We start from the raw sequence: 26,616 nt of genomic DNA, 5'->3' as shown, positions 1-26,616 counted from the left end.
CAAGGATGAGTAATTTTAGCATTTATATACCTACCCGTACATTGTTTGGAAGCGGTGTGGTAAAAGAATTGCACAAGCAGCCGTTGCCCGGACGCAAAGCGATGATCGTTATTTCCAACGGGCGTTCGGTAATCGATAACGGTTATCTGGAACGGGTTGAAACGGAACTGAAAAAAGCCGGAGCGGAAACGGCCGTGTTCGCCGGAGTGGGAGCCAACCCTTTAAGGTCTGCCGTAATGTCCGGTGCAGCTTTCGCACGGGAGAACGATTGCGATTTTATCGTTGCCTTGGGCGGCGGAAGCGTAATGGACGCGTCCAAAGCGATAGCGTTCATGGCTGTACATCCGGGAGATGTGTGGGATTATATTCACGGGGGTACGGGGAAAGGAGAGGTTATGCGCAATAAACCTCTGCCGCTGGTATGTATCACAACGACGGCCGGAACCGGTTCGGAAGCGGACCAGTGGGGCGTTATTACCAATGACGAAACGAATGAAAAGATCGGTTTCGGCGGCTATGACGAGCTGTTCCCTGTCTTGTCCGTTGTCGATCCGGAACTGATGAAGACCGTACCGACCCGGTTCACCGCCTATCAGGGCTTCGATGCCTTATTCCATTCTACGGAATGTTACATATCCAAAACGGCGAATCTGATGAGCGACATGTACGCACTGACTGCCATCGGGAATGTCGCGGAATATTTACCGCGCGCCGTCAGGGACGGGAACGACATGGAAGCCCGGGAACGGATGGCGTTCGCCAATAACCTTTCCGGGGCAGTGATGACCTTTTGCAGCACTACCGCCGAACATTCTCTGGAACATGCCATGAGCGCATACCACCAGGAGCTTCCCCATGGTGCGGGACTGATTATGATTTCCCGGGCATTTTACGAATTCTTTATAGAGAAACATGTGTGTGACGAGCGTTTTGTGCGGATGGCTCGGACAATGGGTATGCCGGAAGCTGCCCGGCCGGAAGATTTTATCACAATGCTGGTAAAGCTGCAGGAAGCATGTGGCGTGGCGGACCTGAAGATGAGCGATTACGGTATCGGTCCCGGTGAATTCGATACGCTGGCGAAAAATGCCAGGGAAACGATGGGAGGGTTGTTCCTGGCTAATCCCTGTGAACTGGGACATGCCGATTGCGTGGAGATTTTCCGCAAATCTTTCCGGTAATTTCCCGGAGTAAATACAGAAACAACCTTTTATCTAATAGTGATTCTGAGGTGCAGGGCTCCGGTTCGTAAACCGGGCCGCACCGTCGGGATCTATCTGGATACACTTGCTGCCGGGTTTTACGGAAACCTGTAATCCGGGTAATCATACCCGTAATCTGTCTACAATAAAGACTTTCTTTTTACTGTATTTTTGTATGGCAAATTGATGTTGAGTTCTTTAATCACTAAAATAAAAAGAGTATGAAACGTATTTTGTTTATAATAGAGATGGTTTTTATTATCTTCGGTACAGGTATTTCTTTCGCACAGGCTGGTGCGGATAATTTTTATAAAAGTACGTCGGTAAACGCGGAGAAAGTATCTTTTCTGAACCAGTATAAAATGAAAGTGGCGGGTAACCTGTTCTTACCGGCGGGTATGAGAGCGGAAAAGAAATATCCGGCTATTATCGTTGGACATCCGATGGGAGCGGTGAAAGAGCAGAGCGCAAACCTGTACGCTACGAAAATGGCTGAACGCGGATTTGTTACCCTTTCTATAGACCTGCCTTACTGGGGAGAAAGCGAAGGTGAGCCCCGCAATGCGGTCTCGCCCGAAATGTATGCCGAAGCTTTTAGTGCCGCAGCCGATTTTCTCGGTACGCGTCTTTTTACGGACCGCAACGCCATCGGTGCTATAGGTATTTGCGGCAGCGGCAGTTTTGCTATCAGCGCGGCAAAAATAGATCCGCGCCTCAAAGCCGTTGCCACGGTCAGCATGTACGATATGGGAACGGCAAGCCGTAGCGGGCTGGGCAGCTCTTTGACTCTGGAACAACGTAAACAAATCATAGCCGAGGCTGCCGAACAGCGTTATGTGGAATTTCTGGGCGGTGAGACCCGCTATACAGGGGGGACGGTACATGAACTGACTGCGGCGTCTGGTCCTGTGGAACGTGAATTTTATGAATTCTACCGCACACCGCGCGGCGAGTTCACCCCCGAAGGAGAGTCTCCCGAACGTACTACGCACCCTACGCTGAGCAGCAATGTGAAGTTTATGAATTTCTATCCTTTTGCCAGTATAGAAACCATTTCGCCGCGTCCCCTGCTTTTTATCACGGGAGAGAATGCCCATTCGCGGGAATTCAGTGAAGATGCTTACCGACTGGCTGCCGAACCGAAAGAGCTTTATATCGTTCCCGGGGCCGGACATGTCGATCTCTACGATAGAGTGGAGCTTATCCCGTTTGATAAACTGGATACTTTCTTTAAAACATATCTGAAATAAAGATGAAACCTGTTGTAACGCTTTTTACGGTGTGGGTATTACTGTCGGTATGTTTCGTTTCATGCAGCAAGGAATTACCGGATTTGCCGTCGCGGGACGAACAGCCGGGAACTCCCGGAGAATCTGGAAACGACGATGGTCATGAGGATCATATGAGCAATAAATTTGAAATGACCGTCGGCACCGCCGTTTTCAGCGGTAGTCTGGCGGATAATGCGACGGCCGGGGCTTTCAGGGCTTTGCTCCCGATAACGGTAAATATGTCAGAGCTGAACGGGAATGAAAAATATTTCTATCTTCCAGAAGCTTTGACAGCGGCTCCCGTACGTCCCGGAACCATTCTTACAGGAGACCTGATGCTGTACGGCAGTAGCTGTCTGGTCCTTTTTTATAAGACCTTCCCTGCATCTTATAGCTATACGAAGATAGGAAGTATAGATGATCCTTCGGGGCTCGGGGCGGCCGTAGGTCAGGAAAACATAAGAATAACTTTTGAACTGAAATAGAACAAAACGAATCAATCAAACTGAATTGTTGTATTTGTCCGTTTAAAATATCGTTATATCCTTGCCGCAATTAATATTTTGATTTTCAAATGCAGTGACACCAAGAAAAACCGACAGATGAATATGAAAACTTTTGTGGAATTTGTAAATGAAACAGAGATTCATATCATTGTGCCTAATGATGATAGCTTTTATTTTGGAACGTTTTTTACTTGTTCCCTGGGAACCGGAGCAAGGTATAGCTGATTTGCTGGCTTTTCAGTTTGAGCAAAATTTTTCTGATGATAAATCAAAAATGATTTATTTTGTTATGTGAGGAACGATGTAACCGTTGGTTTCTCATTTCCCTATGGAGGAAGTGACCGAAGAGAAGAACGCGAAACAACTGGAGCAAGAATCCGCCTGCTTCGGGAAAAAAGGATTTAACGCAAACAAACTGGCGGCTTTGGCAGGTATCGGTGCGGGAAATTTATATATACAGGATAGAACAAGGCCGGTATTGATATATTTTTGAAAATAGCCAATGTTCCCGGTGCTGAAGTTGATTTGATATAGGTATTAATGAAAAGGTAATTCGAAAAAGCCGTTACAAAACTATTGTAATGGCTTTTTTATTATATGAAATTTCATTCGTAATGAAGTTGACTTTAAAGATTTGTTATTTTTATTGTGTTATAATGTCTGTGTTGTTATTTCATATAAATTACACCGTGCAATAAAAATTGAATATAACAATAAAAGGGAAACCAACTATTTGGTTTCCCTACCGCGTGGAGTATAGCGGACTCGAACCGCTCACCTCGACACTGCCAGTGTCGCGCTCTAGCCAGATGAGCTAATACCCCTTTTTGCGTCGGCAAAGATATATTCATTTTCCAAAATCTGCAATACTTCAGGAAACTTTTTTTACTTTTGTAAGATAAAAAAGGAACATCATGATTATCTATAATACGACCTATCATGTGGAAGCTTCTTTGGCCGAAGCATTTATCGTATGGTTGAGGACCGATTATATCCCGGCTGCCTTGCGGAGAGAAGAATTGAGCGAGCCTCAGTTGTGCAGGGTGATGTCGGAAAGCGAGGACAGTGGGATAAGCCTTTCGCTGCAATTCCATGTGACGGATACCGGACATCTGAATCGCTGGTATGAAGAATGTGGATTTGTTCTGGCTGAAGAAATGAAACGGCGCTTTGCCGACCGGGTGGTCGGTTTTACTACTTTACTGGAGGTGATTGATTTGTAAGATGGAGAACGACCGAATCATAATAGGTATAGACCCGGGAACCAACGTTATGGGTTACGGAGTACTGCGGATAGCGGGAAACAAACCGGAACTGCTGGCTATGGGCGTGTTGCAGTTGAATAAATACGATAGCCATTACCTGAGGCTTCGCCGTATATTCGAGCGGGTGATAGGACTTATCGAACAATATCTGCCGGATGAAATGGCGATAGAGGCTCCGTTTTTCGGGAAGAATGTGCAGTCCATGCTTAAACTGGGACGGGCTCAGGGTGTAGCGATGGCTGCCGCATTATCCCGCGATATACCCATTACGGAATATGCCCCGCTGAAAATAAAAATGTCGATAACCGGGAACGGCAGTGCTACAAAAGAGCAGGTTGCCGCCATGTTACAGCGCATATTGCATATACGACAAGAGAATATGTTGCCCCAGCTGGACGCTACGGACGGTCTGGCCGCCGCGCTTTGTCATTATTATCAGACCAATCGTCCCCAGCTGGATAATGCTTATCACAGCTGGAAAGATTTTATTAATAAGAATCCCGGTAAAATAAAGTCTTTGACTTCCCGAAAAAAATCGGAGGATGAAGATGAAGAATAAATTCCGGTAATGTTTCTTTTATTATTTAGTATTTCCATAAAATAACAATATGAGATTGGAAGAGCAGTTGAAAAAACGTATCTTGGTGCTGGATGGCGCAATGGGCACGATGATACAGCGATACGGACTTACAGAGAGCGATTACCGGGGAGAACGGTTTAAAGATGTTCCCGGGCAGCTTAAGGGAAATAACGACCTTTTATGTATAACCCGTCCCGATGTGATCGGGGAGATACATGAGGCCTATCTGGAAATAGGAGCCGATATCATTGAGACTAACAGTTTTAACGCTACTTCGGTCTCTATGGCCGATTACGGTATGCAGGTTTATGTTACTGAAATAAACCGTGCTGCTGCCCGTGTGGCCCGTGCCGCTGCCGATAAATATACGGCGCTGACTCCGGATAAACCGCGTTTTGTCGCCGGTTCTGTCGGGCCTACCAATAAAACCTGTTCTATGTCTCCCGATGTGAATAATCCCGCCTACCGGGCTCTCACTTACGATGAACTGGCCGCCGCGTATAAGGAACAGATGTGCGCGTTGCTGGAAGGCGGGGTGGATACTTTGCTGATCGAGACCATATTCGATACGCTGAATGCGAAAGCGGCTCTGTATGCTGCGCAGTCGGCGATGTCCGAAACTGGGATTACGGTTCCCGTTATGCTGTCGGTTACTTTGTCCGACAAGGGCGGCCGCACGTTGTCCGGACAGATGCTGGAAGCCTTTCTGACTTCGGTCATGCACGCCGGTATTCTGTCGGTAGGGTTGAACTGTTCGTTCGGCGCCAGAGATATGAAACCTTATCTTCAAAGGCTGGCGGCGATAGCTCCCTGTTACATAAGCGCGTATCCTAATGCGGGCCTGCCCAATCGTTTCGGTCAGTACGACGAAACTCCCGAAATGATGGCGGAGCAGGTAAAAGAATTTGTGGACGAAGGTCTGGTGAATATTATCGGAGGATGTTGCGGAACTTCTCCCGGTCATATCGCGCAATATGCCGCCCTGATAGAGGGGGGTATGCCCCATGTTCCGGCGGTACCCTCCGGAGTCTTGTGGCTTTCGGGACTTGAACGTCTGGAAGTGAAGCTGGAAAATAATTTTGTGAATGTTGGAGAAAGATGTAATGTTGCCGGTTCGCGCAAATTTTTACGGTTGATCAATGAAAAAAAATATGAAGAAGCCTTGGAGATAGCCAGGAAGCAGGTGGAAGCCGGTGCGCAGGTGATCGACATCAATATGGACGATGCGATGCTGGATGCCCGTGCCGAAATGGTGAACTTTCTTAATCTGATTGCTTCGGAACCTGAGATAGCCCGTGTTCCGGTCATGGTGGATTCTTCCAAGTGGGAAGTTATCGTTGCCGGGTTGAAATGTATTCAGGGTAAATCCATAGTAAACTCTATAAGCCTGAAAGAGGGGGAAGAGAAATTCTTATCCCGCGCCCGGGAAATCCGTCGTCTCGGAGCTGCGGTCGTGGTGATGGCGTTCGACGAAAAAGGACAGGCTGACTCTTTCGGCCGTAAGATCGAAGTGTGCGAAAGGGCTTACCGCTTGTTGGTGGATAAAGCCGGATTCGATCCTAACGATATTATTTTTGACCCGAATATTCTGGCTATAGCTACCGGAATAGACGAACACCGCAATTACGGTGTGGATTTTATAGAAGCTACGGCGTGGATAAAAAAGAACCTGCCGGGAGCCAAGGTGAGCGGAGGAGTCAGTAATCTCTCGTTTTCGTTCCGGGGAAATAACTATATCCGGGAGGCGATGCATGCCGTATTCCTGTATCATGCCATTGCGGCCGGAATGGATATGGGGATTGTCAATCCTTCTGCGGCGGTCGTTTATGATGATATTCCTTCCGAAGTTCTTACCTGTATAGAAGACGTGGTCCTGAACCGCCGTCCGGATGCTACTGAAAAGTTGATAGAACTGGCCGGGGAGCTGAAGGATAAAAGCGGCGGTAAAGTTGCCGGCGTAGCGGATGAAAGAGCTTCGATGTCGCTGGAAGAAAGACTGGAATATGCTTTGGTAAAAGGTCATGCCGATGGATTGGAAACAGACCTGGAAGAGGCGGTGAAGAAATACGGAAAAGCCCTTAAGGTAATAGACGGACCGTTAATGGCCGGAATGAACAAGGTGGGAGAACTTTTCGGCGCCGGGAAAATGTTCTTGCCCCAGGTCGTAAAAACGGCTCGTACCATGAAACGTGCCGTAGCTATTTTACAACCATATATAGAACAGGAAAAATCGGATTCCGCCTCGGCTAAGGCCGGAAAATTTTTGCTGGCTACCGTGAAGGGAGATGTCCATGACATAGGGAAAAATATCGTTTCGGTGATTCTTTCCTGTAATAATTTCGATGTGGTGGACATGGGAGTTATGGTTCCGGCCGAGGATATAATAAAGAAAGCAAAGGAAGAGAATGTGGATTTTGTGGGATTGAGCGGCCTTATAACTCCTTCCCTTGAAGAGATGTGCCACGTAGCCGGAGAAATGGAAAAGGCGGGATTGAGCGTCCCGCTGATGATAGGCGGAGCTACTACGTCTAAACTGCATACGGCGGTGAAGATTGCGCCGTGTTACAGCCATCCGGTCATTCATGTAAAAGATGCCGCGCAAAATCCGGTTATTGCCGCACAGTTGATAAATCCTGAAACAAGGGAGGGATATATCCTGCAGTTGTGTGAAGAACAAGAACGGCTTCGGGAGTCGGTGGGAGAAGCGCCCCGGCTTTTGCCCCTGTCCGAAGCAGCGGCACGTGCCCCCCGGATAGACTGGACGGATTATACTCCCAAAAAACCGGAAGCAGCCGGACCTGCCTTGTATGAAGATATAACGGTGAAAGACGTGCGGCAGCTTATAAACTGGCGGTATTTTTTTACCGCCTGGAATATGAATGCGGCTTTCGCATCCTTGTCGCAGATGGACGGATGCGACCATTGCAAGGCTTCCTGGCTGGCCTCTTTTCCTGAGGCTGACAGGGCCAAAGCAGCCGAAGCCATGCAGCTGTTCAAAGAAGCTAACCGTATGCTGGATCATGTCCAGGAAGTTGCCGGTGATTCTATCAAGGCTATATATGGGATATATGAAGCTAACTCTTCGGAAAGTTCTATCGTTTTAAAAACGGAGAATGGAGTGTTCGATATTCCGTGCCTGAGACAACAGGCAGATAAAAGAGATGCGGAAGCCAGTTATTTCGCTTTGAATGATTTTGTTATGCCCGATACCTGCGGACGTACCGATTATGTCGGTTTATTTGCGGTAACGGCCGGAACGCAGATAGCTTCCATTATAGACAATTATAAACGGTCGGGAGACGATTATTCTGCTTTGTTATTGCAATCTTTAAGCGACAGGCTTGCGGAAGCCGCTACGGAATATCTGCATTATCATATACGGACCCGTTTGTGGGGATATGCTCCCGAAGAAAAGTTCGATGTACGGGAATTGCTGAAAGAACATTACGACGGTATTCGTCCTGCTATGGGATATCCTTCGTTGCCGGATCATTCTCTGTCTTTCCTTTTTGACCGGATATTGGATTACAGCCGTGTGGATATATCGCTGACGGAGAATGGCGCCATGCATCCGGCCTCATCTGTTTCGGGAATTATGATTGCACATCCCCGGTCCCGGTATTTCCATATAGGAAAAATAGACGAAGAACAACGGCTCAAATATTGTTCTGTCCGGGGGATTCAGCCGGAAGAATCATCCCGGTGGTTATCTGTATAAGGATTTAATAAAATAAATAAAAAATCCCCGAGTTATTCGGGGATTTTTTATTTTGGGCGGAACAAAAAAGGATGGTAGATTGTTATAACATACAACACATTTAATTACGTCACAATGAAACGGCTCCTTTTCATAATCGCGATCATCCCGTTACAATTCATAGTCTCAGCCGGTACGGTTCCGGATACGTTACTTTCTAATCTGATGAAGATACAGAGTTATAAAGGCGGTTTACACTTTATCGTGACTTTGCCTATGACCGATGAAGAGGTGGAATATGAAGTAGAGATGTCAAGCCGGAAGAGTCCGTCCGATACCCTGTGCGGTTATGATTACTTTTTTCGTTTTGCAGGAAAAAAAGATACGGTAGAAATCCCCGGATTTATCTTATATTACACCGGAAACCTGTACCGTTTCGAATATGACAAGTTCAGGGAATATCATTTTGACGAGCATCCCGAACCTTTTATGGGCCGACGATCCGGTGGCAGGGTATTTCCGGGGGTACAGAAACAGGGTATGTTCTTTGAGCTTTTGCCCATGGAGATAGGAAAGCAGCTAAAGGGTTTTTTACAGAATGACCGGGCCTCTGTAAAATGGTATCCCGATACGATCGTTTCGGGCATAAGCTGTAATGCGGTGAAAGTGACGGAAACCCTGAACGGTGAAACATTGAGAAATATGTTGTTTGCATTTGATAAGAACAGCGGTTTACCGGTTTACCGGGAAGTTGAAAACAATCCCGGCCATCTGGGTTCACAGACGGTTACGGTACGTTATACCAGTCATGATACAGCTCCTCTTTTCGATACCGGTTTCTTTGATGAATCCATGTTGTTACAGCAATATGGAGATATCATGGGCCGGTATCGGGAAAGTTCATATAGGGCCGAATCCCTCAGAGGAAAACGGGCTCCTGTTTTTTCACTTCCGGTATATGACGATACGCGCTGGTTTTCGTTGAGGGAAGAGTCGGAGAGGCCGGTAATTCTTTTGTTCCTGGATACGAGCGGGGAGGCCAGTAAGACCGAATGGGCCGAGCTGCAACCCGTAATCGAAAGGTTCCGGCCGGAATTGCAGTCCGCCGTACTTTTCTGCGAAACCGATCCGGGTAGTTTTGGCGATGCCGTTTCACAGCAACCGGGAGGTGAGAATATTCTTTGCGGAGCATCTTCGGTGGCCGGGCGGTACGGAGTCACCGGATATCCGTCTTTCTTTATCGTAACTCCGGGCGGTATTGTTTCGGAAGTTGTGATAGGGTATAGTCCCGGGATAGGAAATACATTGTCGGGAGTTTTAGAAAAATTGAAAATTAAAGAAAATAAATAACATTCAAAATCAATAAATTATGGAAACAATAAAATTTAAGGGTACTCCTGTTCATACATACGGGACATTACCGTCCACAGGAAGCGAAGCTCCTTGTTTTAAATTGACCCGTTCGGACTTAAGCGAACTTTATTGTCACGACCTGAAAGGGAAACGCATCGTACTGAATATTTTTCCGAGTCTGGATACTTCGGTATGTGCTACATCGGTACGTAAATTTAACGAAATGGCTTCTCGTCTTGAAAATACGGTGGTCGTGGCTATATCCAAAGACCTGCCGTTTGCGCAGGCCCGTTTCTGTACGACGGAAGGTATTGATCATGTTATTGCGGCTTCCGCATTCCGTTCTCCCGAGTTCTCCAAGAATTACGGGGTGGAAATGGTTGATGGGCCTTTGGCCGGATTGCTGGCTCGTGCCGTTGTGGTGATTGGCGAAGACGGAAAGATTATTTACGAAGAACTGGTTCCGGAGATCACGCATGAACCGGATTACGATGCGGTGATGAAGGCTCTTAAATAGCACTCATTTGCCGTTGTTGTGAAAAACTAAAGCGTGATATTAAAAATATCACGCTTTAGTTTTTGTTTATAAAAGAAACTTTTTATGATTTCCTTTCCAGTTCTTGTAAACTGTCCAGCTTCTTTTTTTCCAGGAATTCGTAAATGCCGCACAGATGTTCGGTGACTTTTTTATTTCCGAATTCATAGACTTTTGTGACGAGTCCGTCCAGGAAATCCCTGTCGTGCGAAACGACGATGAGAGTACCGTCAAAATCTTTCAGAGCACTTTTCAATATATCTTTGGTTTTGAGGTCGAGATGGTTGGTTGGCTCATCCAGAATAAGAAGATTTACAGGCTCCAGTAAAAGTTTGATCATAGCCAGCCGTGTACGTTCTCCTCCGGAAAGTACTTTTACTTTTTTTGTCGATTCTTCTCCTCCGAACATAAAAGCTCCCAGAAGATCCCGTATCTTGGTTCGAATATCTCCTTTCGCCACATCGTCTATGGTCTGGAAAACGGTGAGTTCCCCGTCCAGTAAAGATGCCTGGTTCTGGGCAAAATATCCTATTTGTACATTGTGGCCCAGTGTCAGGTTTCCCTGATAGTCTGTTTCTCCCATGATGCATTTGACAAGAGTGGATTTTCCCTCTCCGTTCTTACCTACGAAAGCTATTTTCTGTCCTCGCTCTATCATGAAGCTGGCGTTCCTGAATACATTGTAATCTCCGTAACTCTTGCTAACGTTTTCGGCAATGACCGGATAATTTCCGGAACGGGGTGACGGCGGGAATTTAAGCCTTAAGGCCGATGTGTCTTCTTCGTCTACCTCGACCAGTTCCAGTTTCTCCAGCATTTTTACGCGGGACTGCACCTGTAGGGTTTTGGAATATGTACCTTTGAACCGCTCTATAAATTCCTTGGTATCTGCTATCATCTTTTGCTGATCGTCATAGGCTCTTTGCTGTTGTTCCCTTCGTTCTTTTCTTAATTCCAGGTACTTGCTGTAATTCACTTTATAATCGTAAATGCGTCCCATAGTGACCTCGATAGTACGGGTGGTGATGTGGTCCACAAAAGCGCGGTCGTGTGAAATGACTATTACGGCTTTGGCACTGTTGATAAGAAAGTCTTCCAGCCATTGTATCGATTCTATGTCGAGGTGGTTGGTCGGTTCGTCCAGCAAAAGTACGTCAGGTCGTTGCAACAATAATTTGGCAAGCTCTATACGCATACGCCATCCTCCGCTGAAGTCGCTGGTAGGTCGTGTGAAATCCTCTCTTTTAAAGCCGAGTCCCAGCAATATCTTCTCTACATCTTCCTCGTAATTGACAGCATCTATAGAGTAGAACTTTTCACTTAGAGTGGATACTTGTTCTATCAGGGCATAATAGCTTTCGCTTTCATAATCGGTACGGGTGGCAAGTTCTTCATTGAGATGGTTTATCTCCTGTTCCATCTCGAATAAATGGGCGAATGCTTGTGATGTTTCTTCGAAAACCGTACGGAAATTTTCCGTCATTAAATGTTGGGGGAGATATGCGATTACCGTGTCTTTGGGTGCCGATATATTACCGCGTGTAGCAGTACGTGCTCCGGCAAGTATCTTGAGCAGGGTAGATTTTCCGGCCCCGTTTTTCCCCATAAGCGCGATACGGTCTTTCTCATTAATTACGAACGAAACATCCTGGAATAGAGTTGTTCCGCCGAATTCGACAGTTAATCCGTCTACAGATATCATAAATAGTCTTTTTTGAGTTTGGGGCGTAAAGTTAGGAAAAATTGTCTGTTTACGCCTTATTTTAGAAGAAAGGCAAGAAGTAAAATTGAAAATATTTTGTAAATTGCGCGGAAATTAGAACAAGTTTGCGATGAAAACATATTTGGTTACGGGTGCTGCCGGATTTATAGGGGCTAATTTCTTGAAATATCTGCTGGAAAAATATGGAAAAGATATATTCGTAGTGGTTTTGGATAAGCTCACTTATGCCGGAAATCTGGGAACCATACGGGAAGAATTGAACGACTGCCGTGTAAAATTTGTCAAAGGTGATATTAAAGATGCCGGTCTTGTAAATGATATATTTGCTTCGCATGATATAGACTATGTAGTTAATTTTGCCGCGGAATCTCATGTGGACCGGAGTATAACAGAACCACAGCTTTTTCTGGAAACGAATATATTAGGCACGCAGAATATGCTGGAATGTGCCCGGAAAGCCTGGCTCCAAGGAAAGGATGAAAGAGGGAATCTCCTCTACAAGGATGGGAAAAAATTCCTGCAGGTATCGACCGATGAGGTTTATGGTTCTTTGCCCAAGGATTATGCCGAACCACAACCGTTGGATATCGCAGATGAAGATGTGAGGAAGGTCGTTAAAGGGCGTAGGAATATCCATACTTACGGAACCTGTTTTTTTACAGAGGAGACAAGACTGGACCCGCGTTCCCCGTATTCGGCTTCCAAAACCAGTGCCGACCTTTTTGTACGGGCTTATCATGAAACCTATGGTTTGCCGGTGAATATTACCCGTTGCTCTAATAATTATGGCCCATATCATTTTCCTGAAAAACTTATTCCGTTGATTATCAAAAATATTTTAGAAGGAAAATCTTTGCCTGTATATGGAAAAGGCGAAAATGTGAGGGATTGGCTCTATGTGACGGATCACGCCAAGGCCATCGACCTGGTGTTGAACGACGGCCGTATAGGGGAAGTCTATAATATCGGTGGATTCAACGAGGAGCAGAATATCAATATAGTAAAACTGACTATAGATATCATAGCCCGTATTATGCGGGAAGAACCGGAGTACCGGAAAGTTTTGAAAACAGATCCGGAAAATATAAATTATGACCTTATTACTTATGTTGGAGACAGGCCCGGACATGACATGCGGTATGCCATCGATCCTTCTAAAATAGCCCGGGAATTGGGCTGGTATCCTGAAACACCGTTTACCGAAGGGATAGAAAAAACCGTACGCTGGTATTTGGAACATCAGGATTGGGTGAATGAAGTTGTAAGCGGAGATTATCAAAAATATTATGAACTCATGTATGACAAACGGTAAACGTTTGTTACCGATATAGAAAACTATAAAATGAAAGGTATTGTATTAGCCGGGGGGGCCGGTACTCGTTTGTATCCTATTACACGTGGTATTTCGAAACAAATGCTGCCGGTGTATGACAAACCTATGATTTATTATCCGGTTTCGGTGCTTATGCTGGCGGGGATACGCGACATCCTCGTTATCAGTACGCCGGTCGATTTGCCCGGTTTCCGCCGCTTGCTTGGAGACGGTTCACAGTTCGGAGTTCGTTTTGAATATGCCGAACAGCCTTCTCCTGACGGATTGGCTCAGGCTTTTCTGATCGGGGAGGATTTCATCGGAGAAGATACTGTATGTCTGGTGCTGGGCGATAATATATTTTACGGTCAGGGATTTTCCCAGATGCTGCGCCGTGCCGTAGCGGATGCCGAGAAGGGAAAAGCGACTATTTTCGGCTATAGGGTGAATGATCCCGAACGGTATGGCGTAGTGGAGTTCGATGCATCTAATCAGGCCTTGAGCATAGAGGAAAAACCAGAACATCCCCGTTCCAATTACGCAGTAGTAGGTCTTTATTTTTATCCGAACCGGGTTATCGAAACAGCCCGCCGGGTGAAACCTTCGGCCCGGGGAGAATTGGAAATAACGTCGGTCAATCAAACGTTTCTGCAAGAAGAGTCTCTCCAGGTACAATTGATGGGACGAGGTTTCGCGTGGCTCGACACAGGGACACATGAATCGCTGTATGAGGCTTCTAATTTTATCGAAACAATAGAGCACAGGCAAGGGCTTAAAGTTGCGTCGTTGGAGGAAATCGCTTACCGGATGGGCTGGATTACCCGGGAAGAGCTGCTGGAACAGGCTCAGCTTATGGAGAAGAACCAGTACGGACAGTATCTTATAAAATTGGCGAATCATGAAATTGAGTGATGCTCGGATAATTGAACTGCCTAAAATAGAGGACCGACGGGGGAATCTGTCCTTTATAGAGAGTTCGCACCATATCCCTTTCGATATTGTGCGTACCTACTGGATATACGATGTTCCCGGGGGAAAATACAGGAACGGGCATGCTTTTAAGGAACAACGAGAGTTTATCGTTGCGCTCTCCGGTAGTTTCGATGTGGTTCTGAACGACGGCAAGGAAGAAAAACGTTTTCATATGTCCCGTTCTTATTATGGAATTTATGTCCCTCCTATGATATGGAGAAAGATAGATAATTTTTCGACCAATTCTTTAGCTCTTGTACTTTCATCGACATTCTATGATGCGGAGGATTATATAGAAGATTTTGAAACTTATCGTAAATCGGTTTTATAATATGCAGGAAAGGAAAGTAACGGTAGAAGATTGTCCCGTAATTACTTTGGATAAACATACACATCCCAACGGAAGCATTACCGTTGTTGAAAATAATATAACCTTGCCGTTCGAGGTGAAAAGAGTTTTTTATCTTTATGATGTACCGGGCGGTGAAGAGAGGGGAGGACATTCTCATTATGAGTTGCATCAGTTCATTATAGCGGTAAGCGGAAGTTTTGACGTCGTAATAGATGACGGCGTTGACCGCAAGACGGTAACGCTTAACAGGCCTTATTACGGGTTGTGGGTAAAACCCGGTATATGGAGTGAACTGAATAATTTTTCTTCCGGTGCCGTAACTTTGGTATTAGCTTCCGGTTTTTATGATGAAGCGGATTATATTCGTGATTACGAGGATTTTTTGAAAATGAGAAATAAATGATGAAATATCCATTTCTGAGCTTACAGGAAACAAATACTCCTTATTTCGAAGAACTTAAACAGGCAGCTTCGGAAGTAATAGAATCCGGCCGTTATCTGTTAGGTGAGCGTGTCGCTCGTTTTGAGGCGGAGCTGTGCCGTTATTTATCCTGTGATTATGCGGTAGCGGTGGGAAACGGCCTGGATGCATTACGCCTTATTCTTAAGGCTTATATAGAGTTGGGGAGCATGGCTCCCGGGGATGAGGTGATAGTTCCAGCCAATACATATATTGCCTCGGTGCTGGCGGTAACGGACAACGGTCTTGTTCCTGTATTCGTAGAACCGTCGGAGAGTACATTCAATCTGAACATGTCTCTTATAGAACGTGCTATTACTTCTCGTACAAAAGCTGTTATGACGGTTCATTTATATGGCAGGGCCTGCTGGAGCGGCGAGTTGAAAGAACTGGCTGCCCGTTATGGGCTCAAGATCATAGAAGATAATGCCCAGGCTATGGGAGCCGTATCTTCCGTTCCGGGTATTTCCGGAAAGTTCCGGACCGGAGCTTTGGGAGACGCTGCCGGAAACAGTTTTTATCCCGGAAAAAACCTGGGGGCTCTGGGTGATGCCGGGGCTGTTACTACGGACGATAAAGAACTGGCAGATGTGGTACGGACATTGGCTTTTTATGGATCGGCCAAAAAATATGTGAATATATATCGGGGTTTGAATAGCCGGATGGATGAAATACAAGCTGCTTTTTTGTCGGTAAAGCTGAAATATCTCGATGAAGAGAACAGACATAGAGCCGTAGTTGCCGCAGAATATAATAAGTGTATAGATCACCCTGGTGTGATGACTCCCGAACCGGGTAGTCCGGGCGAACATATATTCCATGTTTACGCTTTGCGTTGTCGCAGGCGGGACGAATTACAAGAATATTTAACAACTCAAGGGGTAGGGACTTTGATTCATTATCCTATTCCTCCGCACCAGCAGCAATGCTACCGTGAATATAACTTATTATCTTTTCCTGTGGCGGAAAGATTATCACGAGAGGAATTAAGCCTTCCTATGGCAGGTAACCTTTCTTTGGAATCTGTCCGGGAAATAAGCGGGATTATTAACCGGTTCTGAATATAAATCAATCAGGATATAAAATACACAGGGCGGAGATTTTATAAAGTCTCCGCCCTGTGTATTTATGATAATTATTTTAATAATCGTATTCAAGACTGAATTCGTCTATGATAAGTTCGCTACCCGAGCCTCCTGTAAAGTAATCTCCGTATTTGCTTGCCGAGGCTACGATAATAATGTACTTGGGTTTACGGGAAGTAGTTCTGTAATCCAGCTCCAGTGTAAAGTCCTGATAGGTGCTGACGTTTTCTCCGCAGTTCATTTCGGCATAAGCTATGATGTGCGAATCGTTTTTATCGAATAATTTCTGATTCGAAGGCTTCGTGCGTATTTCTACCGGTTTATCCCAGTCTCCCAGGGCGATGTATATGCTGCATGTATCGGGATGTCCTTTAAGTGACGTAAATTCGGATGAGGCGTAATTGATAGGTTTGGTTGTATATTTGAAATGACCTTTCATCCGGGTGGGACAATGGGTGAACGGGCGTCCTAACGCCAGAATACCGTTAGTTCCATCCACTCCTACGAATTCGCCGATAAACATATTTCCGGCGGCTAATTTTCCGATGGAACCTATTCCTACGAATTTTGTTGCCAGGCTGGCTGCTTTTCCTGTGCTTTTTCCATTCCAGATATCGTCGGAGGGAGTAGTATTGCTCTCCCCTAAAGTAGCGGCTCCGTCATTACCGGTATCCCAAAAGGAAGTAGCTCCTTCGATCCAGGGATTCCATGATTTCCCGGCTTTATGCCAGTTGTCGAAACTGCCATCCGTAAGAAGAGCCGCAGCTTCGGTTGTGAAGCTTATTTCATTTCCGTATTGTCCGTTTGAGAATGCTCTGCATACATACGTGGTTTTTTCTTTCAGATTTATCAGGCGTGCTTTAAAACTGCTTCCGGTTTCGATCATCCATGCGGGAGGAACTTTGTTCCATTCCGATTCGCCGCTTTCTTTATATTCAAATCCGTTATCGGCACCTTCCAATCCTGTGCCCGACAGCCATGCTACATGTGTCCATGCATCTACCCGGTTTGTTGATACGTCGCTGGAAGAACGTACCACCAGCAAGTCCCAGGTTTCCATGATGTCCCTGTAGGTGACAACTACGGTTTTCTTGTTTGTGAAATCCTGCAGCATTTCAATAGCCGGGCGTATCGTCGTAATGGACGATGGACCTAAAATCAGTTTTTTTATTTTTATTTGTTTTAAATTGGCGTCTTTTCCTACGAAAGCGATTGCTTTATGGTTATCTTCATCTATAATAGATTCTCCTATTTGTCCTTCTACTTCGAATGCGCGTTCAATAGATTGTTTGGCAATGATGGTCCAGGGATAGTCCTGATATATGGAGAGTATTACTTTCAACGGTTTTGAAAGATTCAGTACGGAGTCCAGCCGGAATGAAGCGCGGGCTTCTTCGGTGATTTCGGCAGATGTTATGGTAACATGGCGCAAATCTACCGTATCGGAAAGGGTGAGTATTACCATACCGGCTTCATTGTCGATAACGGCCGGGGAGATTTGCCCTTTAGCTTCTAATTTCAATATTTGCGCTTTGATTCGCGGATAAGGAATATCGTTTTCCAGACAGGAAGTAAATCCGATTAATAGAATCGGTATCCACATAAAGAATAACGCTGTGTAGTTGTTTTTAGTTATCATGTTCATGTCTATATATGAATGGTCATACCAAAACTGATATTGAAAATATTGATTTTGAAATTAGCTCCGTTGGTATGGTAAGATCCTGTCTCACCGTTATTATCCTGTTGTTTTTCTTTACGGTATTTCAATCCCAGTACTCCGAAAGAGACTTCGGTGCTGATGTTGTTCATAATGAATACGCAGAATCCCGGGTTTAATCCCAGCTGGATTTCGGAGAAGGTGGTTTTTGCATCGTTCAGACTTTCTTCGCTACCTCTCTTGAAACGGCTTGTACCGCTGTTGATCGAAAGGAACGTTTCGTTGAAAAGAGCAAATCTCTTGTTCGTACTCAGCCCCACATATCCCCTGTGGAAAAATACCGTAGATAAACTTTCCGATTCCAGCAACATATCTTTTATCGTGAAGTTGAGGTCTTCTCCCAAATCCATGGTGATATTGTCCAGTACCCCTTGTGAACGTCCTATGCCGAACTTTACTCCCAGACAGTTATTATTCTTGAAACAATAAGCGATGAAAGGGTTTATGCTCATGGAATAACCATGACAGTCGAATTCTTTGAAAAAGATGAGCAATTGGCTGTCCTTGCTGTTGAATTGGCCTAATGAGGCACTCAATCCGATGAACCATTGTTTTTTAGGGATGAAAAGATAATTGAAGATACCTCTGTTGAAGCGTCCCTGAGGCGGTTCCGAGATAATGAGAGTCTGAGAATAGGTATCGGTACTGAGGGAATCGTTTTCGGATATGGATACGGATATTTTTTCCGGAATCGTTACCGGAGTATTGGCCCATGTTGCAGGTATGCCGGAAAATGTCAGGCATAAGAATATCGAAAGAAATATTTTAAATATCGTTTTTACCAAAACCGAAAAAGTATTATAGATAAAATGCGATGCCTAAGCCGATAGAAAATAGATTGATCCTGAAATTTGCCGAACTCGAATTCCGTTCCCCAAACTGTACTTGGTCGGTTACCTGGCGCACTTTACTGTAATTGAATCCTAGTACACCTACGCTTACTTCGACAGCCGTGAAGTTGTTGATGAACGCTATAAGCCCCGGAGACATACCTATCTGGGCGTCGAATGATGTTTCGAAAGTACCTGTAAGAGAATCGCCCTTTCCATTGACCAGTTTAGATTGGCCTCCTCCTAATGTGAGCTGTATTTCGTTATATAATCCGAAACGTGTACTGGAGCCTAAGCTGATATAATTTCGCAGAATCGCTATTCCGGAATAACTATGGCTCAGTACATACAAATTGTCTACATTGAAATTGAGATCATCGTCTATTTTTACATCGGCACTGTTAATGCGGTTCAGTGAGCGATTGTATCTGAAACGTCCTCCGGCAGCCATGTTATCCTTAAATGTGTAGCATAATACAGGGCTTATTTTAAAAGAATATCCGCTTCCGTTAATGCCTTCGATAATCAGAAATTTGTAGTTATCGAAAGAATATTCTGAATAGGAAATGGAGCTGCCCAATGTCCATTGGCCTTTGGGAACGAACGTATGTTGTTCTATTCCTCTGTCAAATCGCTGGGCATGAGCGCATATCACGCCCATGACCAACGAAAGGATAAGGATTATCTTTTGTTTGTTATTCATAAATTAATTCTAAGTCATCCAGCCACATGGTGCTTTTGGTGCTGCCTACGAAATAATCACCGTTCTTGCTTGCCGAAGCTACTACTATAATATATTTGGGTATGCGTTCCAAAGAACGGTAATCCAGAGTAATGGTAAATTCTGTCCACGGCGTATTTGTGGTTTGGAGCAATTCTCCGTAAGCAATAATATGGCTGTCGTTTTTATCAAATAATTTGGGCCCTGCCGTAGAAATAGCTACCGGAGCATCCCAGTCACCCAGCGCGATAAATATTTGTCCTATATCTGTACTACCGTTAGGCATATCGGGTACTTTACTGATATTCGCTTTATCCACGATACCGGCGTTATAGCGGAAGTAGCCTTTCAATTTGGCTGGGCGGGCTGTGAATTTCCGACCGAAATCGAGATTTCCGTCCATTCCGCTCATTCCTGCGAATTTTCCGGAGAACAGATTCCCTGCTGCAAATTTTCCGATTGAAGCGGAAATACCTACAAACTGGGATTTAAGCCGGACAGAGTATCTTCCGCTATGGAAAGTCGTATCGTCATATTCCGTTACGTTTACGCCCATTGTTATGGAACCGTGGTTACCGCTGTCCCAGAACATGCTTTCTCCTGTCCCGTATATGAGAGCTACGTCTTTATCCCCTTTACTCCAGTTCTCGAAACTGTTGTTCGGTAATTGAGGTGCGGCATCTGTTTTGAATGTTTGTGTAACGGATGAAATTACATCTCCGGCTTTAGCCTGATACTCGTATTCTTTACCCGGTATCAATCCTGTGATGTTCGCCGTAAATTCACCATTCGGCCCTAATATTCCATCGACGGTTGTCCAGTTAGTTTCACCCACGATACGATAGTTGAATTGGAGAGGTTTGTCCGTCTCTTTCAGTTTGCTGCCCCTTAATGTAGCACGGGTAGCCCATACTTCATGCGAAACTACGGGGTTGGTCATTACTGTTGCATCCGAAATAGTAATATTAAGCGTGGCCGTCTGATTCTTATTGTTGGAATCGGTCGCTGAAATCCGGACAGAATATTGTCCTTCCGGCAGGCTCTGGATAAATGGTTCGCTTAAAATTACTTTGGCATTGTCTTGATCTGTTTCTTCATTATATGCACGTTTAAGACTTATTCCTAAAGATGATACGGTGTTGTATGCGTCCGGTGTCATGGTGATGAAATCAAATTCATTGACCGGAAGTCCCAGCGAAGTAAACTTATCGCAGGATAGTACCAGATTTTTCAATTCGGACGATGCATTGATCCAGACCGATACGGCACTACCTATACCTACTTCACAATAAACGGGAGATGCTATATTAAACCCGTTACCCGATATTTCAGGTCTTTTTGCGATGACTATTTCGTCGGTTATATCCAGGGTTGTTTCATCTACCTGAATATCCAGAATAGCTCCTCCGTCGTGATAATCTTCTTCGGAGTAGTTGAATGTCATTTTGTATTTTGTGGTAGCTTTTACATTTTTGATCATTCCGGCCTGTGTGTAAGGGGTCCCGTCGCCTTTTATGCCTTCGAGACTCCATCCCAGGTCTGTTTCATTACCGTTGAGCATATAATAACCAATCAAATCGGCAGTCGTCGAGTCGAACGTAAGGCTGCCCGAACTTGTGAATACGGTTACGTGATAATCTTTCAACACGTTATTTACGCTGGGAGCGAAAATAACTTCGGCCAGCGTATTGGCTATTTTGCAGGTAACCGATGTTTGCGCTACCTCATTCGGAGTAATGGTGAATGGAGAGCTACCTTTGTAATATGGTGTATTGAATGCAGCGCTTACGGAGTCTCCCGCAATGACCTCTACCCGGTAATCTCCGGTAACCAGCCATAATTCGGCGGGAATATTGTTGATGCCTACATATTTACGGACGAGTCCTTTTTCGTTCCGGATGTATATTTTGCAGCTGTCTTCGATGGTAGAAACTGCTTTTGCTCTTGACCGGTTTATGATATTCACGTCTCCGGTGACTTTGACTTTCAGGTTTAGTTTTCCTTCTCCGGACAACCATTTATTTTCCTGCGTACAGGAGGTAAATAATCCCATTGATAGTAATCCGAAGGCAAGAATGTTTTTTATATTTCTTTTCATTGTTTTATTCGGTTACGAGGGTTAATGTTTTTATTGCAGATTGACCGGAGCTGGAAATTACTTTTATCTCGAATTTATGAGTACCGGGTCCTAAAAGAGATAACAGCGGGACAAACTGGCTGATATCCATCTTTAAATTATTCTGTCCTTTTACCTGGTCTCCCCACGGAAGTCCCAGGTCTATCAATCCTTGTTTTTGTTCTCCGGGATTCACGAGGTCGAGATGGGAATTAAGTCCTACATTAATTAATTCTTCCGGTGTCAGGGTTGGCGATTTTATATCGACGGTCATTCCTGTAACGGTTTCACCCTCGGGACAACTGACAAGAACGATTACGGTGGATAGCTCGGAGGTTTTTTGAGCTTTGTTTATATCGAAATCTTTTCCGGTAATAGAAGGAGCGTTATCCGGTTCCGGCTCTGGTTCCGGTTCTGGTTCCGGTTTGGGATCGTCCGGAATTATTTCTTCTCCTGCGTCCACGCTTATATTCTTGTCGATGATCGTGCATGATGCATCGAGTGTAATTCCGGCGGAGGCACTGCCTTCTTCCTGATTGCTGCTGTTGTCGGTATCCTTCAATGTGAATTTAACGATTCTGTGTTGTCCGGCCTTAACGCTGGTAAAAACTTTATATAACTGAACATCAGTCTCGCCGTCTACTGTGCCTGAAAATTCGGCTGTCAATACGTTTTCTTCTTTTTCAGCCTTAAAATATCCGGCGCGTGTCTCTTCTTTTGAGAATTTCAGTTGTCCTTTACCGATAGATATGTTTACTGTACAGTCTTCTCCGAGAAGAGCTTTTAGTTTTTCATCATAGGTAACAGTAACCTTAATATTGTGTAAAGTACAGAGAAGCGTTCCTATATTTGTGATGGACGATTCGGTGATCACAAAATCTTTTTCTGCATAGTAGTAAGGTGCCTCCCATTCGGACTGAACTTCTTCCTGAGAGTAAACGGCAATTTTATAACTGCCTGTTTTGAGAGTAATGATTTCGGGCATGGCGCTATATATCCATTTCCCTTGTTCTACGTTGTCGCTGTTCAGTACTTTTACAATAAAAGAAGATGTACTTACTGCGGATGTAGCTTTTAAAATATTTTTTATTGATGCAGGCGCAGATTGTACTGCTTCGGAATTATCCTGATAATTTACCTTCATGGATTTCAGGTTGAGCTGTCCTGTTGTCTTTACTTCCGGAGCCGGCTCGTCATATGTCAGTTTTTCCCTGTCGCACGAAGAAAGTACGAGGGCTGAAACGGCGCTTATAAATAGAATCCAAATAGTCTTTTTCATATATATTTCAATTACCGTTATTTATAGTCAAAAGTTAAATCGTCTATACAAAGTTCACTGCCTGTGGATGTACAAATATTTACAGCATCGTTGTTGGCCGTTTGTATGTTGCTTGTTTCATCTGCTTGATCATAAGATGATTTATTGGAGGATGTGAACATTACTTTTATGTGCGTAGCTTTGAGCTCCGTATTAGTATAGTTTAATGGTATCGTGAATTTCGTGAACGATGATACGGGATTAAGGGCTATTCGCTTTTCGGCCAGCACCGTCGTTGCGCCGCCGTCCCGGTTTTCTATCGTTACATGTGCGGTCCCGTTGGTATCATCTCCTTTGGCCGTATAAGTGTACATTCCGGTAAGTTCGGAAGGACGTGACGTAAATTCATATCCTTCGGTATACGTTTCGTCCGATATTCCGTTTCCGGAGTGGGTACAGGTGTATGAACCTAAAAATAATTTTCCGGCCGATCTCATGGCTATGCTTTTAGGACTGTTTTTACCACCTTTAGAATAAGCCCTGTCAGGATCACTGCCGTTGTTATCCCATGCTACGCTGCGGATCAATGCTCCTTTGCCATTCGCACCTTCGGCTTGTAATGTGGAGGGAACCATAAACCAGGAATTGCTGGCTCCGGACGGTACGGTTTTACTATTAACGGTTGCCCATCCGTCAGGATTTTGTGATGAAAGGGTCGTTTTATCGAAAATAGCCGTCCAGCTAACGGAAATATCGGAATATTTACCGCCCAGATTTATTTCTTTGGATAACCATTCTGTCCAGTTTTCAAAGTTCCCGTTCGGCAGATTGGGAGCGGCTTCGGTCGTCGCAGTGATCTCCGGAGAGAAAACAGTATTGCTTACACCATCGGTACATGTACCTTTGAAACTGTATGCAGTAGCAGGAGTAAGTCCTGTTACAGTTATTGTCGTACCGTTTTTAACGGTAGTTGCTTTTGTCCAGTTTCCGGTTCCGGTCTTACTATATATTGTTAAATATTTATTTACAATATCTTCGTATTCGGTATTTGTGGTTATTTTAATATTTACTTTAGTAGCCCAGCTGTCTTCGGTCGATGTCGATAAAGAGTATTCGGGAGTTATGACTTTCAGTATCACTTCGTTCGAAACCTTCCTGTCGTTCATATACGATGCTTTTACGCGCTTGGACGTATTGCCTGCCTGTATGTCGGCTTTGATCTCATAACTATTGTCTGTATTCGATACGACCGATAAGTTAGAACATTCTATCCAGCTTCCGAAATCACTCATGTAACTGATCTTCAGCTTGGAAATATCTCCGTCCAATATTACAGGAATAATGGCCGATGTACTTCCTACAGCTACCGGAGTGGGTTCCTGCAGGCTGAATGCAGCTTCAAGACTTCTGATATTCAGGGAAATAGGATCATTGACCTTCCCCAGATTATCTTTTGCAACCAGGGTAAAGACGTGGTCGCTTTCTCCGTTCTGTAATTGAAGAAAAGGAATAACTTCCGTAAAGTCGATAACGGCCATTTTATCTACATTGCCTGTAAGCCCTTTCAGTTTAAGCCCTAATTTTTCCAAAATGGTCTTTTGCTGTTCTGTGGCTTTCGTCAAGTCTATTTCTGCCGGCCATCCCTGTGATATGAGGACTGCGGAACTTGTCGTTAAAGTACAGGATTTTATTCCTCCTCTTGCCGTCAGAAAAGAAGATACGGTACCTGCTGCTGCATAATTGTTTTCCTTAATTTCCTGTATGATTCCCGATTCGAATCCGGTAAGAGTGAAGAATGGTGCAGGAGCAGTCATGACTTCATCCGATAAATCTATTTGTATAGGCTCTTCTGCAGTAGTGTCATCAAAAGAAATGGAAAGAATATCACCTCCTACGTTACCTTCGTTTACATCTAATTTTATACGGTAATGCTGACGGCCGGTAGCTCCGGTAATAGCAGCCGGTTCGAATGTTGAAGATACGCCGTTCTGTTTGGTGAGTTTTACTAATATAGATATATTCCCCGGTTTCACATAGGCGGCTCGTTCTTCGTTCTTGGTAAATTCGATGAACTGTCCTCCTTCCGAATGAATTGTCGTAGAATAGTCGGTAAAATATTTTTTGAATGCTTCGGTATATTCTACCGTTAGTTTTACATTAGCCAGATAACAGGTTATCTCTGCATGGCTTAATTCATTTTCACGGATTGAAAGTCGTGTAGTGCCTTCGTAATAAGGACTGTCGAAACCTTCGTTGTCTTTGTCTCCGTACCACGCTTTCATTGTATAATTTCCGGTGGGGAATTTTGACTCTTGAGGAAATTCGGATGCTTTTTCCCACTCTTTCGAGAAAGAGCCGTCTTCCTTTGTCATTGAAAGAGAGAAGTTGTCGACGTCGGGAAGAGCATTTTCCGCCTTACTATGACTGGCCGCCGATGCTTTCGAGACGGGTATGGCCTCGTAATCGGCTGATAACTGGAATGACAGTTCTCCGTATCCCGTCATTCTGTTATCGTCTTTAGCACACGATACGGTGAGTATCGCTAGTGCTCCTAATAACGATAAGGTTTTGATTTTCATATAAGTATAGTGATGTTTCTTGTTTTTTAAGTATTGTTTTTTTGTTTGTAAATATTATCTTCCTCGGATAAATCTTTCTCAAAATTGCGGTAAAGATACGATAAAAAATGTTAGATAAGTTTATTTTGTCCTGTTTTTAAAATTTTTTGCGCTTGGTTTGTTGATAATTTATAGTACAACCGGATAGAAAATTACGATTTATTATTAAAAGAGAAAAATGAATCTTTTTTTACTGAATTGATATTCTTGAACGACCGGTATATAAGCCGGAGTACATGAGATATTTGTTTGTGTTCCGGCTCAAATATCGTTTCAGTATTATAATTTATATGAAATTCCTACGGTTGCATAAATATTGTACATTTTATAGGGGATGCCGCTGAAATGATTTGGGAAAACCGGAACGAATCCCCATGCCAGCTGTCCGGTAATAAAAAAACGTTTGTTATATTGCCAGTCGGCTCCGACCAGAAGTCCGGAATCCAGTAAGCGAAGCTCATCCGAAAAATCGAATGTAGCCTGTTCCACCTGTATTCTATCCCCTGTAGGACCTCCGTTTCGGATGTATCCGTCCGATGCTGTTCCTTCGAATTTGGGATCGATAAGCAGGGATATATACGTTCCGCCGTGGAAAGTCCATCGTTTCAACGGTCTCCAGCTGGCTTGTATAGGAATGCGTAAAAATCCGTTTTTTACTTTGGTTTTGTTCTTTCCGCTGAAGGTTCCGGTAAATCTTCCGGTACTTTCCCCGTCGCCAACTACGAGATCGGTGTTCCAATATTTTACGTCCGCCGAAATAGACATCCCCTGTGTTCCTATTCCTATGCCTGTCGTAATTCCCCATTCGGAGTTGAACCACCGGGTGAAATCTACCGCTAAAAGCAGATTGGCCCCAGGCCGGTAGGAATCGATTTTACGTATTTCCGATGGTAACGGAATAGGCGTCGTACCTCCTATGGTATAACCTACGGAAATATGAGTTTCCCATTTTCGGAATGCAGTCGTATCGGATTGTGAAAATGCGGTGAGACTGAACAAGAAAATTATATTTATGATGACAAATTTTTTTTTCATTTGTG

22 protein-coding genes and 1 tRNA gene are annotated in these 26,616 nt (G+C 44.5%); 14 read left to right on the top strand and 9 right to left on the bottom strand.

Translation table 11 applies throughout. From position 1 onward, the window contains the following. Positions 1-5: 5 nt before the first annotated feature. The 4 genes from OCV73_RS01005 (at position 6) to OCV73_RS00990 (ending at position 3,472) form a co-directional block, all read left to right on the top strand. Positions 6-1,181, top strand: coding sequence for an iron-containing alcohol dehydrogenase (locus tag OCV73_RS01005; RefSeq protein WP_147548429.1), 1,176 nt, complete (start codon positions 6-8; stop codon positions 1,179-1,181). Between the two features lie 242 nt (positions 1,182-1,423). Continuing rightward, positions 1,424-2,452, top strand: a complete 1,029-nt coding sequence (locus OCV73_RS01000) for an alpha/beta hydrolase (RefSeq protein WP_147548428.1) — start codon at positions 1,424-1,426, stop codon at positions 2,450-2,452. 2 nt (positions 2,453-2,454) lie between these two features. Then, positions 2,455-2,958: a cyclophilin-like fold protein gene (locus tag OCV73_RS00995; protein WP_147548427.1), complete on the top strand. Its 504-nt coding sequence runs from the start codon at positions 2,455-2,457 to the stop codon at positions 2,956-2,958. Positions 2,959-3,307: 349 nt separating this feature from the next. Then, positions 3,308-3,472 carry a hypothetical protein gene (locus OCV73_RS00990; RefSeq protein ID WP_167551185.1) on the top strand — a complete coding sequence of 55 codons (165 nt, stop codon included), beginning with the start codon at positions 3,308-3,310 and terminating at the stop codon, positions 3,470-3,472. Positions 3,473-3,729: 257 nt separating this feature from the next. Here OCV73_RS00990 and OCV73_RS00985 read toward each other — a convergent pair. Next, positions 3,730-3,803, bottom strand: a tRNA-Ala gene (locus tag OCV73_RS00985). A gap of 90 nt (positions 3,804-3,893) precedes the next feature. On the opposite strand from OCV73_RS00985, the gene OCV73_RS00980 reads away from it, so the two are divergent. From OCV73_RS00980 to tpx, 5 genes are all read left to right on the top strand, one after another. Beyond that, positions 3,894-4,202, top strand: coding sequence for a DUF4286 family protein (locus OCV73_RS00980; protein ID WP_147548426.1), 309 nt, complete (start codon positions 3,894-3,896; stop codon positions 4,200-4,202). Position 4,203: 1 nt separating this feature from the next. Continuing rightward, positions 4,204-4,803, top strand: coding sequence for a crossover junction endodeoxyribonuclease RuvC (ruvC, locus tag OCV73_RS00975; RefSeq protein ID WP_147548425.1), 600 nt, complete (start codon positions 4,204-4,206; stop codon positions 4,801-4,803). 49 nt (positions 4,804-4,852) lie between these two features. Continuing rightward, entirely contained in the window at positions 4,853-8,542 is a 3,690-nt protein-coding gene (metH, locus tag OCV73_RS00970) for a methionine synthase (protein ID WP_147548424.1), read from the top strand. A gap of 114 nt (positions 8,543-8,656) precedes the next feature. Continuing rightward, positions 8,657-9,871 (top strand): thioredoxin domain-containing protein, encoded by a 1,215-nt coding sequence (locus OCV73_RS00965; RefSeq protein ID WP_147548423.1) that lies wholly within the window; start codon positions 8,657-8,659, stop codon positions 9,869-9,871. A gap of 19 nt (positions 9,872-9,890) precedes the next feature. Further along, on the top strand, positions 9,891-10,391 hold the full coding sequence (tpx, locus tag OCV73_RS00960; RefSeq protein WP_147548422.1) for a thiol peroxidase: 501 nt from the start codon (positions 9,891-9,893) through the stop codon (positions 10,389-10,391). Positions 10,392-10,473: 82 nt separating this feature from the next. On the opposite strand, the gene OCV73_RS00955 is transcribed toward tpx, so the two are convergent. Continuing rightward, positions 10,474-12,111, bottom strand: coding sequence for an ABC-F family ATP-binding cassette domain-containing protein (locus OCV73_RS00955; RefSeq protein WP_147548421.1), 1,638 nt, complete (start codon positions 12,109-12,111; stop codon positions 10,474-10,476). A gap of 130 nt (positions 12,112-12,241) precedes the next feature. Between OCV73_RS00955 and OCV73_RS00950 the strand changes: the two genes are divergently transcribed. From OCV73_RS00950 to OCV73_RS00930, 5 genes are read left to right on the top strand one after another with little or no spacing between them, the layout of a single operon-like run. Continuing rightward, positions 12,242-13,444, top strand: coding sequence for a dTDP-glucose 4,6-dehydratase (locus OCV73_RS00950; protein ID WP_147548420.1), 1,203 nt, complete (start codon positions 12,242-12,244; stop codon positions 13,442-13,444). Positions 13,445-13,474: 30 nt separating this feature from the next. Next, the gene (gene rfbA, locus OCV73_RS00945; RefSeq protein WP_147548419.1) at positions 13,475-14,356 is read left to right on the top strand and encodes a glucose-1-phosphate thymidylyltransferase RfbA; all 882 of its coding nucleotides are present in this window, start codon (positions 13,475-13,477) and stop codon (positions 14,354-14,356) included. After that, a complete protein-coding gene (locus OCV73_RS00940; RefSeq protein WP_147548418.1) occupies positions 14,343-14,747 on the top strand; it encodes a sugar 3,4-ketoisomerase in 405 nt (134 codons plus the stop codon). The genes rfbA and OCV73_RS00940 overlap by 14 nt, the downstream gene beginning before the upstream one ends. A gap of 1 nt (position 14,748) precedes the next feature. Continuing rightward, positions 14,749-15,171, top strand: coding sequence for a sugar 3,4-ketoisomerase (locus tag OCV73_RS00935; protein ID WP_147548417.1), 423 nt, complete (start codon positions 14,749-14,751; stop codon positions 15,169-15,171). After that, entirely contained in the window at positions 15,168-16,289 is a 1,122-nt protein-coding gene (locus OCV73_RS00930) for a DegT/DnrJ/EryC1/StrS family aminotransferase (RefSeq protein WP_147548416.1), read from the top strand. The genes OCV73_RS00935 and OCV73_RS00930 overlap by 4 nt, the downstream gene beginning before the upstream one ends. Before the next feature lie 79 nt (positions 16,290-16,368). Here OCV73_RS00930 and OCV73_RS00925 read toward each other — a convergent pair whose 3' ends face one another. The 7 genes from OCV73_RS00925 to OCV73_RS00895 all read right to left on the bottom strand — a co-directional run bounded on the left by OCV73_RS00925 (position 16,369) and on the right by OCV73_RS00895 (position 26,611). Further along, positions 16,369-17,952 (bottom strand): PCMD domain-containing protein, encoded by a 1,584-nt coding sequence (locus OCV73_RS00925; RefSeq protein WP_262512835.1) that lies wholly within the window; start codon positions 17,950-17,952, stop codon positions 16,369-16,371. An 8-nt stretch (positions 17,953-17,960) separates the two neighbouring features. Continuing rightward, positions 17,961-18,818, bottom strand: coding sequence for a hypothetical protein (locus OCV73_RS00920; protein ID WP_147548415.1), 858 nt, complete (start codon positions 18,816-18,818; stop codon positions 17,961-17,963). 13 nt (positions 18,819-18,831) lie between these two features. Next, the gene (locus OCV73_RS00915) at positions 18,832-19,566 is read right to left on the bottom strand and encodes a hypothetical protein (protein WP_208062422.1); all 735 of its coding nucleotides are present in this window, start codon (positions 19,564-19,566) and stop codon (positions 18,832-18,834) included. Beyond that, positions 19,559-21,682, bottom strand: a complete 2,124-nt coding sequence (locus tag OCV73_RS00910) for a DUF4493 domain-containing protein (protein ID WP_147548414.1) — start codon at positions 21,680-21,682, stop codon at positions 19,559-19,561. The genes OCV73_RS00915 and OCV73_RS00910 overlap by 8 nt, the downstream gene beginning before the upstream one ends. A 4-nt stretch (positions 21,683-21,686) precedes the next feature. After that, positions 21,687-22,979, bottom strand: a complete 1,293-nt coding sequence (locus OCV73_RS00905; RefSeq protein ID WP_147548413.1) for a DUF4493 domain-containing protein — start codon at positions 22,977-22,979, stop codon at positions 21,687-21,689. Between the two features lie 17 nt (positions 22,980-22,996). Beyond that, positions 22,997-25,537 carry a DUF4493 domain-containing protein gene (locus OCV73_RS00900; RefSeq protein ID WP_147548412.1) on the bottom strand — a complete coding sequence of 847 codons (2,541 nt, stop codon included), beginning with the start codon at positions 25,535-25,537 and terminating at the stop codon, positions 22,997-22,999. A 318-nt stretch (positions 25,538-25,855) separates the two neighbouring features. Further along, complete coding sequence (locus tag OCV73_RS00895; RefSeq protein ID WP_147548411.1) at positions 25,856-26,611, bottom strand: outer membrane beta-barrel protein; 756 nt, start codon at positions 26,609-26,611, stop codon at positions 25,856-25,858. Positions 26,612-26,616 lie beyond the last annotated feature (5 nt).

It is taken from the genome of Barnesiella propionica (assembly GCF_025567045.1).
Taxonomy (GTDB): domain Bacteria; phylum Bacteroidota; class Bacteroidia; order Bacteroidales; family Barnesiellaceae; genus Barnesiella_B; species Barnesiella_B propionica.
The sequence above is the reverse complement of the archived record's forward strand: the minus strand, read 5'-3'. Positions and strand labels throughout refer to the sequence as shown.